This is a genomic window from Streptomyces sp. 6-11-2 (genome assembly GCF_006540305.1).
Lineage (GTDB): Bacteria > Actinomycetota > Actinomycetes > Streptomycetales > Streptomycetaceae > Streptomyces.
In genome coordinates, this window is record NZ_BJOR01000001.1 from 7,622,455 (window position 1) to 7,637,898 (window position 15,444).

A 15,444-nucleotide genomic window follows, 5' to 3' on the forward strand; every position below is an offset into this window, starting at 1 on the left:
CTCATGACAGCACGTCCAGTCGGCCGACCCACTTGGTCTGCAGCACACCGGGCCGGTTCGGAGCGATCAAACGCACCGGGTAGCCGTGGTCGGGGGAGAGTTCCTCGCCGTTGAGACGCAGAGCGAGCAGAGTCAGCGGGTCGCGGGCGTGCTCGTGCCCCATTTCGGAGACCCGGTATCCGCCCCGACTCTGCAGTGACACCACCCGAACGCGGGCGTGCCGATGAGCGCCGGCAAGCTCAAGGAGGTCGATGACCCGAACGCCCGTCCAGCGGGCGGACTTGCTCCATCCCTCCACGCAGGCGATCGGCAGTTCCACCTCGTGCTGCGGCAGGTCCCGCAGCTCATCCAGCGTCAGTGTGCAGGGCCGCGGTCCGGCGACCGTCAAACGGTAGCGCTCGGCGGGTATCAGGCCGACACCGGCCGCGGCGGCGGTGCGGTTGACCGGCAGGCCCTGGGGGCCGTGATCGGGATGGCGGGGTGCGAGCAGGACGAGGTCCTTCAGGGGCGTGAAGGACTGGCCCACGGTGGTCACGGTGACCGCACCGACCGCCGCTGCCACCGCAATCAGCAGCGAACGCCGGTCGGGCCCGTCCTCCTCCGGCAGAGCCAGGGTCCCCGGCGAACGACGGCTCCAGTGTGCCCGGATCTCGGGGGCCTTGACCGCGACGTGCAGCACCAGGACTCCGGCCACCAGCCAGGCCACGGCGTAGTGCACCGGCACGAAGGAGAACGGCCACGGATACCACTGTGCGGTGTTCAGCAATCCCGTGGCCACTTCGAAGACGGCCGCCGCCACCAGCATGGCCGCCGACAACCGCTCCAGCGCGTGCCGCACCGACTGCACCGGCGGCCAGGCGAACAGCCGCGGGTACACCGTCCACAGTTTCGCCAGCAGCAGTGGAATCGCCGCGATGCCCGAGGCGACGTGCAGCCCCTGGGTGAGCCGGTAGCCCCACACCGGGCGGCTCGGCAGGTCATCGGCCAGCCACCCGGGCGGATGCTGCAGCACATGGCTGATCAGACCGGTGACGAAGCAGACCACGAAGGCGAGGCCGAGCCACCGTCCGATCGAGGTCGCCGTGCGGGCATCGTGCAACCTGCCCTTGAACGCCGGCGGAAACAATCGCGATCGCATACCCCCATCACAGCTGTCGCAAGGCCGTCGCGGAACGCCCGGACCCCTTACGGAACAGGGACATCCAGGTCTTGGGGCGACCTGCTGTGGCGGCAGCCGCTCGCCGGTGGCGTGGGTGACGTGCCGTCTGCGCACGTAGACGCCGAAGCCTCGGCAGCCGCAATCCTCATAGGTACGTGGAGTGGCCGTTGGCCACTCCAGGCAGGGGTGGGTGGGGCATCTGTTCTGCCAGCAGCACTGGGAGTGCCGGGGCGCTCCGCCAAGAAGGACATGGTCCGGCCCTTGCCGTCGGAGGAGAGGGCGATCAAAACGGCGCGTGCGCTGGCAGCAGATGGTCGGCCTTGACCGCGTACCCGCGGGCGCCAAAGCTCTCGGCGTAGGCGACCAGGTCCGGGTTTGGTGAACCGGGGCTGGCTGTGACGGCAGAGGTCGACGTGCAGCGCCGAGGCGGCGGCGGTGATCGAGCGTGCCCGGGGTGCTCCCGGCCCCGCGGCTTTGCTGCGTCAGTGCCGCCTGTAGGGGGCGACCAGCGCCGCGGTGGCGGCGGCCTGACTCCGTAGTTCCTTCAGGGTCTGGTTCGGCGAGGTGTTCTGGCCGAAGGACGCGGGCAGGGGGTTGCGGAGCGCGTACAGCGTCAGCTGGTACTTGTGCGTGTGGCCGGCGGGCGGGCAGGGACCGTCGTACGTCGCCTCGCCGAAGTCGTTCAGGAGTTCCCGGGCACCGGGTGTAAGGGTGTGCGGCTGCGTTCCCGGCGCTGTCGCGGGAAGGCCGACCTGCAGCCAGTGGATCTTCTGGTTCGCCAGGTCGACCATGGACAGGCCGAGTTCGGCGGTACCGGCCGGGACATTCTCGAACGTAAGCCCGGGGGAGTAGTCGTGGGGACTATCGCAGGTCATCAGGGGGAGGAACGCGCCTGACGCGTCGAAACCCTGGCCTCTGCCGAGGGTGAAGGGACCTGTAGGTACCGTCGTCGCCCGGGAGACCGCGGTGGACGGGGTTGACGTTGCTTGGGTGTGTCCGGCGGATGACGAGCACCCGGCCGTCGTCAGCAGTGCGGCCGCGGCAATCGCGTCTGAGACAAGGAATCGACGCATCATGCTGGAACCGTATGCCAGGCGGACGCCCCTCACCGCCCGTACCGGCTTACGGCTTCGTGACGTGCGGTCCCCGGCTGTGCAGCTGGTGCTGATCAGCTGGTCGGAGCAGGTTGAAGGACCGTCAGGTTCGCTCGTTCAGCCGTTGCCTGGTCGGCGTAGCACTTCTTTTCGTACTCGATCGGGCTGAGCCGGTCGAGCCGCTCCTGGATGTGCCGACTTCGCCACGGTCGGCGACCGTTCTGTGTGCCTGCGTGAGTGCACGGATCGGTAAGGCAGTTGGAGCGCACCAGGGGGTTCGCCTACTGGGCGTGCCTCGTTTGTCGCTCGGCATCGCGGATGGCGCGAGCGGCATTGATGAGCCCGATGTGGCTGAAGGCTTGGGGGAAGTTGCCGAGGGCCTCAGCTGTGGTGGAGTCGGTCTCCTCGGCCAGCAGGCCGAGGTCGTTGGCGTGTGCGAGGGTGGCTTGGAAGACGTGCCGTGCACGGGTGGTGTGGCCGGTGAGGGCGAGGGCTTGGGCAAGCCAGAAGGAACACAGCAAGAAGGCGCCTTCTTCTTCCTGCAGCTCGTCGGTGAGATAGCGGCGGACCAGGCCGTTGCGGTCGGTCAGTTGGGTGGCGATGGCCAGCACGGTGGACTGTACACGGGGGTCGTGCGGTGGCAAGAAGCCGACGATGGGCAGCATCAGCGCGGAGGCGTCGAGGTCGTCACTGTCGAATGCCTGGGTGAAGGCGCCCAGGCCGGAGTTCCAGCCGCGTTGTTCGATGGCTTGGCGGATCTGGTCGCGCTCGTGCTGCCAGTGGGGCAGGCGTTCGTCGGCTTGGAGGGCGGGGGCCATGGCGATGGCGCGGTCCAGGGCGACCCAGCACATCAGTTTCGAGTGGAGGAAGTGTCTGCTGGGTCCGCGCCTTTCCCAGATGCCCTGATCCTGTTGGGTCCACCGCTGGGCGGCTGCCTCGGCCGTCTGGAACAGGAAGGTCCGGGTGGCCGGGTCGAGAGGCTCACCGGGCGGAAGGGTCTGGTGAGCGGCGTCGAGGAGTTCACCGTAGACGTCGAGTTGGCGCTGGCGCCAGGCGTCGTTGCCGATCCGCACGGGGCTGCTGTTGCGCCAGCCGGTCAGGTGCGGCAGGAGCCGCTCGCTCAGGTCGTGTTCGCCGCCGATGCCGTACATGATCTGCAGGTCGACGCCGCGGTCGAGTTGGGTTGCCCCGGTGCGGGCGAGGAAGTCGAAGAACCGGTTCTTCTCCTTCTCGCAGGCGGCCGTGGCAAGCGCCTGAAGGGTGAAGCTCGCGTCGCGGACCCAGGTGTAGCGGTAATCCCAGTTGCGCTTGCCGCCCGTTGTCTCGGGCAGGGAGGTAGTGGCAGCGGCGACAATGGCCCCGCTGGGAGCGAAGGTCAGGGCTCGCAGCACGCGTCCGCTGTGGCTCACCTCGTTCTGCCAGGGGCCGACGTAGCCGCGGTGGAGCTTCGACCAGGAACGCCAGCCCGCGATGGTGTCGGACATGCGGCGCCGGATCCGCCCTGCCCGCCAGCCCACCGGCTCCCTTTCCCACGCCGGCCTGACGTGCAGGGCGAATGCGAGGCGGTGCCCCGCCGAGAGCGGGATTCGGCCGTGTGCTGTGGAGCCGCTCACTTGCAGGTCGACGGGGCTCGACAGCAGCAGAACGTGGGCTCCCCCGTGCGCCGCGAGCCCGCCTCGCACGGCTGAGAGCAAGGGGTGGACGAGTCCGAACTCCGGGCGCGGCGCGTAGGCGATCTCGATGGTTACCCGTCCTTCGGTGCAGGTGATCTGCCGCAGGAGCGTTCCGGGGGAAGCGGTGCCGAGCGCGTGCCCGCGTTCGCGCCGCCCCAGGGCGAGGGCATCCCGCAGGACCGCCGTACCCCCGGTTGTGCGGAAGACCGTCTCCAGAACAAGGGTGTCCTCGACGTAACGGCGGCTGATGTCGATCGGGTCGGTGACAGGGCGGATGGACCAGTGGCCGGCGTCCTCGTCGAGGAGTCGAGCGAAGATCGCCGGGCTGTCGAACCGGGGCAGACACAGCCAGTCCACCGAGCCGTCGGAGGTCACCAGCGCGGCCGAGCGGCAGTCGGACAGCAGAGCGTGGTCACCGATCGGTCGCGCACTCATGTCTCGCAGCCCGTCCACCTTGGGCCGGAGGTGGCCCGGCCAGGACGACGTGAGCAGTCGCCTGCGCCGCAGGTTGCTCCGGGTGCCCGACGAGTGTCATTGATCCCAGCCTCCCTGCACAGCGGATTCGCCCCCCACCCAATCAGCACGATCGGTGGATCGCATGCGCTGGCCGTCGGCGGTTGCCCCGAGCGGGTGGCGCGACGGCCTGGTGTCGCACCCGGCGCCTGGCGTCTGGGCGGCCTACGTCGTGTCCCGCCACCGCGTCGTCAGCCCCGCTCAGTAACGACGTCCCGAGGCCGGGTCCTGGCGGCCGAGGGCGAGGAAGCATCGGTGGCCGCATCTCCACTGGTCGGTGACGCTGAGGGCAAGGTCCTCGGCGACCCTGTGGAGCGCTGGTGCTCCCAGACGCGCCCAGGGGAACGGCGGCCCTTCGTGGCCATGGATGTCTTCGAACCGGGCGCTGCAGAGTTCCTCGACATCGTCGGGGTCGACCTCGACGAGGAGAACACCCGTCGGGGCGGTGAGCTGGATACAGCGGTACAGCAGGGCATGCGGGTCACCGCCGATACCGATGTTGGCGTCGATGAGCAGGACGGTCTGCCAGCCTCCCTCGGCCGGTAGCCGGTCGAACACCGATCGGCACAGTGCGATTCCACCGAGAGCGATGGTATGGGCCACCGCGCGGGGAGCCACATCGACGCCGAGCGCGAAGACCCCGCGACTCAGGAGTGCCCCGCACAGCCGGCCCGGTCCGCAGCCGACGTCGAGAACGGGGCCGACGGAGCGATTGAGTACGGATTCGTCGGCCAGGGTGGGCTGCGCGTACCAGCGATGCACAGGCATCCGGATCCGGCGCCCGTTTCCCAAGCGTAGATACACCGGTCCGTGGCCGGTTCGCAGGGCGAGCGCATAGGGGTCTCCCGCTGCGCAGGGCGAGCCGTCCTCGTCGGTCGTCACGATGCAGCGCCGTGACCTGGCGCAGGTCGTTCCTGGTCGGCGCGCGCGTCCCGCCGGACGCGGCGGAGCTTGAGAGCGAAGGCCACGGCGGAGGCGGCGAAGAGTACGGCGGTGATGGCCAGCCACCGGCCGATGTAGACGTCCATGGTCAACCGGGTGGCACCCGGGTAGGGGGTCGAGAGGGCGAAGATGAGGGGGAACCAGACAAGCAGGAGCACACCGGAGAGAAAAGTGGGCACGCGCAGGTAGTTGATCCACGGCGGTTGTGGCATGCGGGTGGCGCGATGCCGTAGGACAGCCTGTGTCGACAGGTCGGCGAGCGAGTACAGGGGCAGCAGGATGAGGTCATGGAGGATCGCTGCGCCGACGAACCAGATCGCGACCTCGAGCGGGCGGACGGCGAACAGGCGTACCAGGGCATAGCCGGTGATTGCGAACGAGGCGATCAGGACGAGCAGGTGGAGGGGGCCGGAGCCGTACCAGCGGACGAAGCGTGCCATTGGTCACGTCCTGAAGGTGAGCCGGTGCACCCACTTGGTGTTGTTCACGCCGGGGTTGGCCGGGACGATGACGCGGGCCGGGTAGCCGTGGTCGAGTGAGAGGTCCGCGCCGTTGACGTGCAGGGCGAGCAGCGATCGAGGGTCGTGGATCTGGTTGCCCCGCAGGACCACCGAGCTGTAGGGGCCGGGTGGTTGGACGGATTGCACCAGGACGCTTCCGGCGTAGGGGAGGCCTGCCATGGCGGCGAGGTCGGCCAGCCGAAGGCCGCTCCATTGCTGGTCGTGGGTGGACCATCCTTCCACGCAGGCGATAGGCAGCGCGGCGGCATGCTGGGGCATCGCCAGGAGCTGTGCGCGGGTGAAGACGAGCGTCGGACCGGGGCCGTGGATCTCCAGGCGCCAGTCGGGGCCGACGTGCGCGGGGGTGACACCGACGGCCGCCGCGGTCTTGTTGATCTGGAAGCCGTTCGGGCCGCCGCCCGGGGTGCGGTTGTGGGGCGCGAGAAGGGCGGTGTTGCGCAGCAGGCCGCCAATGCTCTGTCCCGCGGTGACCACCAGGAGGAGGAGCGATCCGCCCCCCACCATGGCGAGCGCGCCGCGCCGGGTCATCGTCGGCGGCGCGGGAGCGATCGGGACCAGGCCGTCGGGGTCGGGGGGCTCGGGCCGTGTGTTCGCGAGGTCAGTGCGCAGTTCGGCGGCCAGGCTGCGGGAGCGCAGGGCGCGGGTCATCCGGCCGAGTTTGAGACACACGTGGACGACGAACGCGGCGATGAACACCCAGGCGCCGTAGAAGTGCAGAGTGTAGAAGGAGCCGGGGAAGACGTAGAAGAGCTGAATGTTGATGATGCCGGTGATGAACTCAAAGATCACCCCGCCGACCAGCATGAGCAGGGACAACCGCTCCAGTCCGTGGGCGACGGAGCGGACCGGCAGCCACTCGAACAGCTTCGGGATCACTGACCACAACTTGGCCAGCAGCACCGGCACGAGGACCACGCCGAGCGTCACGTGCACGCCCTGGGTCAGCCGGTACAGCCAGTACGGATGGGTGGGCCAGGCGAAGAGGTAGAAACCCAGCAGGCCCTTGTCCGGGGTCTGGTCGTTGATGCGGTCGAGTCCCGGGTTGTAGGCGGCGTAGGAGAGCATCCCGGTGACGAAGAGCAGCGGGATTCCGATCAGCAGCACCAGTCCGAACACGGACGTCAGCCAGGGCCCGCGGAGGGGACTGCGCCAGAAGCCGGGACGGAACGGCCCCGGGGGCGGAGGAGTCCGCTCGACCCGCCGCACGAGGGCCCGGGTGCGAGCGGCCCACTTGGCGGCCTGCGCCGCCGCGACAGCGCGAGCGCGATCGAGGCATCCCTGTTTGTGCCCCTCGTCCGAACTCGGGCGCTGCGGCCCGCCGGAGCCCGGGGCCGGCGACCGTCCGCCGCTGTCCATCGGCTACCTCCACTGTCCCCGGGCCGACTCTCGGAACGGGGATCGCCCCGCGCCGTCATTGCCTGTCAGGCGTCCGCTCCAAACTTCCACAGATCGGATCGGCTTTCCCTTTCTGTCGTGCATGCGGGTGTCCGTCGCCAGCCGAACGGTCGAACCGGCGCTCCGCACGGCCCGACGGGTCGCACGAGCCTCGGGGGCGCCACCTCGGAGGGGCCGGTGCCTGCGTGTGTCAGGTGCGCAGTAGCCGCAGGTCGATGGCGTCGGCCATCGCCTTCATGCCCGCGTCGTTGGGGTGGATGTGGTCACCTGAGTCGTAGGCGGGTTTGAGGGCGGCCGGGTTCGCGGGGTCGCGCATGGTCTGGTCGAAGTCGATGACGCCGTCGAAGGCTCCGCTGGTACGGATCCACTGGTTGACGTTCTGGCGGATCGCCTCGGCGGCAGGCGTGTAGTACCCGTTGCCCTCGTCGGGCATCAGCGTTGCACCGATGACGTTGACGCGGGCGGCATGAGCCTCGTCGATCAGGGTCCGGTAGCCGTTGATGAGGTCCTGGGCGGTCAGGGGCCCGCTGTTGGGTCCGGCGTTGTTGCCGATGTCGTTGATGCCTTCGAAGAGGATCACGTCCTTGACGCCGGGCTGGCCGAGGGCGTCGTGCCCGAAGCGCTTGAGGGCGCTGGCCCCCTGCCACAGGTTGGGCACGTCGGTGAGGACCCGGTTGCCACCGATGCCGGCGTCGACGACGCTCAGCTTCTGCGGGCCCCGGTCGGCGCCCAGCCGGCGCCCGAGGAAGTCCGGCCACCGGGTGTAGGTGCCCGTGGAGGAGTGGTAGCCGTCGGTGATGGAGTCGCCGAAGGCGACGACGGTGCCCTTCGCTGTCGGCGAGACGACGTCCATCCCTGCCAGGTAGTACCACGAGGTCGTGGTGGTGCCGAACGCGGCAGCGCTGTCGTCACCGATGTGATTGCCGGAGGCGATGTAGGTCGTGTCGAATGCGTCGGAGTGCCAGGTCGACGTGCCCGTCGTGCCGGGCACGTAGAGGCTGACGAGCAGGTTCTCCCCGGCGCTGACCGAGATCGGGATGACGTCGCAGACCGCCTCTTGGCCGGCGGGGATCGTGACGTGACCGGAGTTTCCGAAGGTGACGTTCCGGGTGGTGCCGCGTGCAGCCTCTCCGCCGCTCGCCTGGACGGCCACATCCACGGCGCTGACCTCGAGCGGGGAGGTGCTGTACCGGTTGGACAAGGTGATGCGAGCGCCCGAGCCCGCGACGCTGCTGTGGACCACCATCCGGATGCTCTGGTTGCTGAAGGACGGGCCGCCGGTCGTCATGCTGGGTGACCAGGCGCTGACCCGTGTGCCCTTGCCTTGCACCGCGAACGTGGCGGCGCTCGCCACGTTCGCGGTGCTCAGCGGAACGACCGTGAGGGCAAAGCCGGTCAGCGCGCCGACCACGGTCAGCCAGGATCTGCGGCGTGGTCGGCAACCGGCCGCCACGCTTCCCTTGTTGTTGGGGGACATCGTCGATCTCCACTCTTCTCTCGTCCGCGGCGGGCTGGGCTCACCGGCTCTGGGTGAGGTGCTGTGGGGGCGCAGGAGGCGGCATCACCAAGGGCTTGGACCTGACCGCCACGATCAGCGCCGCGACGCCCTTGCTGCAGGGCGTCGTTGCGCGGGCCGGACGGCCGTCCGGTCACGTGTGACGAGCCGGCCTCAGCCGAGGCTGCCCAGGGTGACGGATTCACCGGGTTTGAGGCTGATCTTCCGTGAGGCGCTGCCCGCGACGACGGTCGTGTCACGACCGCCGACGCTCTTCAGCGTCACCCGGGTGACCTTGCCGTTCTTCCAGCTGAGGCCGGCGACGAAGCCGCCGCGGACGCCGACGCCGGATATCGAGCCCGATGCCGCCCACGCGGCGGGCAGTGCGGGCAGCAGCTCGACGTGGCCCGGCCGGGAGTAGACCATCATCTCGATCATCGCGGAGGGGGTGCCGAAGTTCGCGTCGATCTGGAAGATGCCGCGGCCTTGCCCCATGTCCATGATGTCGAAGAGGTTCGGCGCGGTGCCGTTGCTGCCGCCCGCCGATGGCTTCAGGTTGTTGACGACGAGCTGGTAGGCCTTCTCCGCGTTCTTCAGCCGTGACCAGCACAGACTGCGCCAGGCGTTGGACCAGCCGAAACTGTTCATGCCGCGGGCGGTCAGCAGGGCCGTCGCGCCGGCGAGGATGTCCTTCGGCGTGGAGTCGTCCGGGCGGATACGGTCGCCGGGGAAGAGGCCGACGAGCGGGGAGAGGTGCCGGTGTGCGGTCTCGCCGAGGTCGTCGGGCGACATCCACTCCTCCAGCCAGCCGGTCTTGGGGCTGACCACGGGCAGGTACAGGTGCCGGCGCAGACCGTCGATCGTCGCGCTGTAGGAGGTGTCCTTGCCGAGTACCTGGGTCGCGGTGCGGTAGTTGGCGAAGAGGTTCCAGACCAGTTCCTGGGCGTAGGTGATGCCCTTGGCGTCGAGCGGACCCTGCTCGGGCGACCAGTCGCTGTCGGCGATGAGGACCTCGCGCGAGGCCCCGGAGGCGTCGGTGACGGTCGTGGTGATGAGGCGTGCCTCCCAGAACTCCACCGCGCCCTTGATGAGGGGGTAGATCTTTTCGAGGTAGGCGCCGTCCTGCGTGTACTCGTAGTGCTCGAACAGGTTCTGGCAGAGCCAGGCGTTGCCGGCCGGGTGCCACCACCAGCCGCCTCCGCCGTAGGGGTTGGTGGAGATGGCCACGGTCCAGCCGGCGATCCTGCCACTGGAATTGCGGTACCGGTTGGTCGGGCTGTTGAACAGCCGCTGGGTGACGTCCGTCCAGGAAGGCAGCTGCGCGAGGCAGTAGTCCGTGAAGGCGTCGAAGCAGCCGGACAGGCCCGCGCGGTCGGCCATCCAGTAATTCATCTGGATGTTGATGTCGGTGTGGTAGTCGCCCATCCAGTCCGGGTCGTTGCCGTCCAGCCACGGCCCCTGCAGGCCCATTGGCAGGCTGCCCCGCGACCCGGAGATCATCAGGTAGCGGCCGAACTGCAGGTAGGCGGCCTCGAGCTCCGGGTCGGGGACGTCGTCCCGGTGGCGTGCCTGCACCCGGTGCCAGGTGTCCAGCTTGCGCTGTGCGGCGGACGACGTGCCGAGATTGATGTCCAGCTGCTCGAACATCGGGCGGAAGTCGGCGACATGTGTGTGCAGCAGGGTGCTCGCGGAGTGGCCGGCCGCGTCGAGGACCTTGGTCCGCGCCAGGCGCTCCGGGTCCACGGACGGGTCACGGAACCCGGCGGCCGCTTCGGGCGCGTAGTTGGTACCGCCGCTGACCACGACGGTGAGGTCCTTGCAGTCGCTGAAGGAGATCGACGTACCGTTGACGGCCACCGTGCCGCCGTTGCTGTACGCGGTGACGGCGGCGCCGTACTTCAGCCCGTTGGCGAGGGAGGCGCTGAACGAGGCGTAACGCCGGGCGCTGTCGGCGGTGGTGGACTCGCCGTGCGTGCCGGTGAGGGAGACGGTACCGGTGTAGGTGCCGCTGCCCTGCCGGGAGAAGTACAGGACGATGACGTCGTCGCGGCGACTGGCGAAGATCTGTCGGTGGTAGGTGACGCCGGACAGGTCGTACGAGGCGCTGACGAGGCCTTGGGCCAGGTCGAGTGTGCGACGGTAGTTGTCGACGGAGCCCAGGTCGTGGCCGGGGATGTCGACGGTCAGCTCGGCCAGCAGGGTCAGCGAGCCGAAGTCGTCGCGGCCGTAGGGGAACTGGCCGTCGCTCTGCAGGGTGTCGTTGAGGCCACCGGTCCACAGGGTGGCGTCGGTGATCGTCAGCAGTTCGCTGGAGGGGTCGTTGCTCGCGAGCGCTCCGAGGCGTCCGTTCCCGACCGGCAGACCCTGCTGGATCATCGAGTTGGATGAGCCGGGAGCCTGCCACCACAACTGGTTCTTCGCGGCGGCGGCCGCGGACAGCAGGGGTGAGGTGGTCGGGCGCTGGGGGGCGGCCGAGGCGGTGAAGGCGGGCAGGCCGCCGAGGGCGGCGGCCGTGCCGGCTGCGGCGGCGAGGGCCAGGAAGCCCCTTCGGCTCGGGTGGTTGTCGCGCGTTTCGGTGTGCTGGGTGTCCACGTTGTGCACTCCATGTCCGGGGAACGGCGCGTGCGGGAACGACACATGTATGTCGTCGGGCGTTGTGTGCGGGGAATACGCCGGGCGTGAAGCCCGGATGCCGCGGGACCGTGCGGCGGCCCGGGGGCGGTCGCCGGGTGCGGGGCCCGGTCGTGTCACTTCCGGGCCCGCGGAGCGGTCAGGCGGACTTGGGTACGTCGATCCTGTCGATGTCGGGCGAGTAGCCCCAGCCGCTGTCGAACGTGACGGTGTTGGAACCCGCTTTCAGCGCCAACTCGACGCTGATGGTCCCGACCGTGCCCCAGTCGCCCGTGGAGGGGAACTTGAGGCTGGTGCCGTTGCCGCTGTTGGAGTAGACGGTCACCGAGCGGGGGTCGCCGCTGACATAGGAGACGTTGACGGGGTAGATGCCGTCCTTCTTCACCGTGATGTCGTTGAACTGCAGCCTGCTGTCGAGGTAGAGGTTGCCGACCTTCTTGCCGCCGGAGCAGGAGTCGCATGCGGCGACGGAGGCGTTGCCGGTTCGAGTGTTGTTCGCGGACTCCGCCTCGTAGCTGGTGGTCGCCAGTGGCGCGCCGCCGGGCTTGACGGTGAACAGCCGGGAGCCGTGTGCGGGCAGCGTCGCGGTGATCTTGTTCTTGTACGTCCCGAGGTCATTGTGGTTCCACAGGTCCCGCACGGATGCCGCGCCGGTGAACCCGAAGGACGCCCAGTTGGCGGTGACGGAGGCCGGCGAGTGGCCGAGGTTGAACAGGGCGACGGTGTAGCCGCCGTCGGAGTTCTTGGTCCCCCAGACCTGCTCGTCGCCCATCGGGGTGACGGGACGTGCGACGGGGGAGTTGTTCTGGTCGACGGCGATGACTTCCTGGTTGGTCAGCAGGGAGAGACCGTAACTGTCCAGCTGGGTGAGGTCGTCACCGGTGAACAGGGGCGACTTGTTGATGGCCCACAGGGTCATGTAGCTCTGCCGTTCGGCGTTGGTGAGGCCGTCCATCGCCCCGTTGCCGACATCGATCGCGTCGAGGTCGTTCCAGCCGCCCGGGCCGGCCTTGCCGCTCCACGCTGGGGCGTCGTCCCACCGGCCCTTGACCGAGTTCTCCCAGGTGACCAGGGTGTTGCAGTAGCACTCGACGTCGGTGTCGATGCGCCAGCCGTTGGAGTACTTCTTCCAGTCTGCGGCGTGACCGATGTCGAGTGACCAGGAGAGCTCGAGGTGGATCGGACGCCCGGTGTCGGCGATGGCCTTGTGCCAGGCGACGACGTCCGCGACGTTGTTGTAGTTGTCACCGGACTTGAACGAGCCCGGACCCACCCCGTCCAACTTCAGGAAGTCATAACCCCAGTCCGCGAGCATCTGCGCCTGCGAGTCGATGTACCTCTGCGCGCAGGGGTTGCCGAAGTCCAGCTTGTAGGCGCTGTCCCAGCCGTTGGTGGTGCGCAGGTCCGGGTGGACGATGTCCGCGGTGGTGCAGCCGGGGGCGTTCCAGACCGGCACCCTGCCGTCGCCGTACGCCCCCTTCTCCAGGCCGACGGGGAGGTATATACCCGCCTTGAGGCCCTTGGAGTGGATGTGGTCGGCGACCGACTTCATACCGTGGGGGAACCGGACCGGGTCGGGCGTCTGCCGGCCGTACTGGTCGAACTCGGTCGTCCAGTTGTTGTCCATCCACCAGCCGGCGTCGATGTTGACGTGGTCGTAGCCGTACTTCTTCAGCGTGGTGGCGAGGGCGTCCGTCTGCTTCAGGACATTCGCCTCGGTGAGGTAGCTGTAGTTGCCGTTCGGGTTCAGGCCCGGGTACTGGGAGGACTGCATGCTCCAACTGGACCAGCCCATGAACGGCTTGGCCGCAATGCCGGAAGTGACGTCCGCCGTGGTCGCAGCCGAGGTGACGGCCGCGGTCGTGGACCTGGAGGCGGCCGTGGCCGGGGTGGCGGTGGGGACCGCCGCAGCGAGCCCGGCCGTGACGGCCAGGACCAGCATGACTCTCATGGTGTGGCGTGGGGAGCCGGCGAGGGCTCCGCGCAGAGCTCTGTACGAGGGTGACCGCATGGGTCTGCCTCCTGGGGCTGGGATGAACGGAATCGCGCGGTTGCACCCGTGAGGAACGGGCGTTGCGCCGGTCAGGGGCGGCGTGCACCGGACAGGACGCCGGGGGAAGCGGTCGGGCAACCGACGGCCGGGGCGTCGGGTCGGCGGCTCAGCCCTTGCCCGAGCCGATGGTGAGGCCGCTGATGAACTGTCGCTGGAGCGCGAAGTACACCAGCAGCGTGGGGATCGCGGTCATGAGAGCACCTGCCGCGATGAGGTTGGGATTGGTGAAGTAGGCGCCCTGGAGATTGGCCAGTGCGGAGGTGATGGGGCGCTTGTCACCCGCCTCGATCAGCGCGAGTGACCAGAAGAAGTCGTTGTAGATCCAGATGGATTCCAGGGTCGCGAGCGCCGCGAACGCCGGCCGGCACAACGGCAGCACGATCTGGAAGAACTGCCGCCACACCGGGGCACCGTCCACGAGAGCGGCTTCGAAGATCTCTTTCGGGACCGTCTTCATGTAGTTGCTCAGCACGAAGGTGCAGAAGCCGCACTGGTAGGCGATGTGGATGAAGATGATGCCCCACAGGGAGTTGTAGACGAGCAGGGAATCGCTCATCCACGCGGGCAGCGGCACGAGAAGGTACAGCCGGTACAGCGGAGTGATCAGGACCTGTGCGGGGAGCAGATTTCCCGCGGTGAAGAGCATCAGCAGTGCGACGTTCCAGCGGAAGTCGAACCGCGCGACGAAGAAGGCCACGGCTGCGGCGAACAGCAGGGTGCCGAGCACCGCCGGAACCGTGATGAGCACGGAGTTCCAGAAGAAGTGCGGCATCCCGGACTGGTTCCACGCGTCTGAGAAATTCCGCAGGCCGATGCTGTGCGGCCAGGACAGATACCCGTGCCGGGCGGTGTCGGAATAAGGACGCAGGGAGGTGTACACGGCCCAGAGCAGCGGGACGAGCCACAGCAGCGCTGTGCCGCCGAGCATGATGTGGCGTCCGGTCTGCCGCTTCGGCCTTGCGGAGCCCGCGGCGTGATACGTCCACGAGGGGCGTGACCGGCGGGCCGGTGGTGCGGCGGTCGTGGTCACTGGTCCTCCTTGCGGAACGTCTGGACGAGGAACGTTCCGATTGCGGCCAGGGAGACGATGAGCAGGATGACCGCGAGCGCGGATCCGTATCCGATGTGGCTGGACTCGCCGATGATGTTGTCGGTGATGAGCAGCGACAGAAGTTCCATGCCGGGCTTGCTTCCGGTACCGCCGCCGAGGACGTAGACGACGTCGAAGGCGCGCAGTGACTCCATGAGGGTGACGACCAGGACGATGATGTTGACCGGCTTCAGGGCGGGCAGCACCACTCTCATGAAGGTCTGGCGTCCGTTGGCGCCGTCGAGGGCGGCCGCCTCCTTCAGGGCGGGGTCGAAGCCCTTCAGTCCGGCCAGGTAGAGGATCATGATGTAGCCGGTGTGCCGCCAGCCGGAGGCGACCAGGACGGCCCACAGATTGAGGTGGGGATCGCCCAGCCAGTTGATGTGGTGGCCGATCACACCGTCGAGCAGGCCGGTGTCGGGGTTGTAGATGATCTCCCAGATGAAGCCGACGACCGCCAGGGACAGCACCATCGGCATGAAGATCGCGGTCTGGTAGAGGCGGGTGAAACGGATCTTGTGGTCGAGCTGGTAGGCCAGGAAGACCCCGAACGGAGTGGGGAGCAATGCCGTGAACAGCAGCCAGATCAGGTTGTGCTGGACGGCCGGCCAGAACGGCGGGTAGTTGGTGAAGATCTCGTGGTAGTTGCCCAGCCCGACCCACTGGATGTCCGACAGGGTGAGGCCGTCCCAGTTGGTGAGGGACAGGCCGACGGAGGCGAGCGCCGGCAGCCACACGAAGGCCAGCAGGGCGAGCAGCGGGATGCCGACGGCAAAGGTCAGAAAGAGGCGGTCACCAGGACCGAGCCGGCGAGGACGAGGGTGTGCGAGCGACGGAGACCGACGCACGGTGCGCACGGAGGACATGGTGAACCCCCT

The 15,444-nt window shown here is 68.4% G+C and carries 11 protein-coding genes; all 11 read right to left on the reverse strand.

What is annotated here, in order from left to right:
* Nucleotide 1 precedes the first annotated feature (1 nt).
* Nucleotides 2–1,138, reverse strand: coding sequence for a molybdopterin-dependent oxidoreductase (locus TNCT6_RS34230; RefSeq protein ID WP_141365347.1), 1,137 nt, complete (start codon nt 1,136–1,138; stop codon nt 2–4).
* A gap of 503 nt (nt 1,139–1,641) precedes the next feature.
* Complete coding sequence (locus TNCT6_RS34235; RefSeq protein WP_172633141.1) at nt 1,642–2,034, reverse strand: YbhB/YbcL family Raf kinase inhibitor-like protein; 393 nt, start codon at nt 2,032–2,034, stop codon at nt 1,642–1,644.
* A 500-nt stretch (nt 2,035–2,534) separates the two neighbouring features.
* Nucleotides 2,535–4,361 (reverse strand): glycoside hydrolase family 15 protein, encoded by a 1,827-nt coding sequence (locus TNCT6_RS34240; protein ID WP_141365351.1) that lies wholly within the window; start codon nt 4,359–4,361, stop codon nt 2,535–2,537.
* 279 nt (nt 4,362–4,640) lie between these two features.
* Nucleotides 4,641–5,321: a bifunctional 2-polyprenyl-6-hydroxyphenol methylase/3-demethylubiquinol 3-O-methyltransferase UbiG gene (locus TNCT6_RS34245; RefSeq protein ID WP_141365353.1), complete on the reverse strand. Its 681-nt coding sequence runs from the start codon at nt 5,319–5,321 to the stop codon at nt 4,641–4,643.
* Nucleotides 5,318–5,821, reverse strand: a complete 504-nt coding sequence (locus tag TNCT6_RS34250) for a hypothetical protein (protein ID WP_141365355.1) — start codon at nt 5,819–5,821, stop codon at nt 5,318–5,320. Before TNCT6_RS34250 ends, TNCT6_RS34245 begins: the two co-directional genes overlap by 4 nt.
* 3 nt (nt 5,822–5,824) lie before the next feature.
* Nucleotides 5,825–7,018 (reverse strand): molybdopterin-dependent oxidoreductase, encoded by a 1,194-nt coding sequence (locus TNCT6_RS34255; protein ID WP_373996221.1) that lies wholly within the window; start codon nt 7,016–7,018, stop codon nt 5,825–5,827.
* A 469-nt stretch (nt 7,019–7,487) separates the two neighbouring features.
* Nucleotides 7,488–8,774, reverse strand: coding sequence for an SGNH/GDSL hydrolase family protein (locus tag TNCT6_RS34260; protein ID WP_141365357.1), 1,287 nt, complete (start codon nt 8,772–8,774; stop codon nt 7,488–7,490).
* Nucleotides 8,775–8,966: 192 nt separating this feature from the next.
* Nucleotides 8,967–11,384 carry a glycoside hydrolase N-terminal domain-containing protein gene (locus TNCT6_RS34265; RefSeq protein ID WP_141365359.1) on the reverse strand — a complete coding sequence of 806 codons (2,418 nt, stop codon included), beginning with the start codon at nt 11,382–11,384 and terminating at the stop codon, nt 8,967–8,969.
* Between the two features lie 178 nt (nt 11,385–11,562).
* On the reverse strand, nt 11,563–13,434 hold the full coding sequence (locus TNCT6_RS34270) for a CBM35 domain-containing protein (RefSeq protein ID WP_141365361.1): 1,872 nt from the start codon (nt 13,432–13,434) through the stop codon (nt 11,563–11,565).
* 148 nt (nt 13,435–13,582) lie between these two features.
* Entirely contained in the window at nt 13,583–14,506 is a 924-nt protein-coding gene (locus TNCT6_RS34275; protein ID WP_373996222.1) for a carbohydrate ABC transporter permease, read from the reverse strand.
* Nucleotides 14,503–15,432 carry a carbohydrate ABC transporter permease gene (locus TNCT6_RS34280; RefSeq protein WP_141365363.1) on the reverse strand — a complete coding sequence of 310 codons (930 nt, stop codon included), beginning with the start codon at nt 15,430–15,432 and terminating at the stop codon, nt 14,503–14,505. The genes TNCT6_RS34275 and TNCT6_RS34280 overlap by 4 nt, the downstream gene beginning before the upstream one ends.
* Between the last annotated feature and the right edge of the window lie 12 nt (nt 15,433–15,444).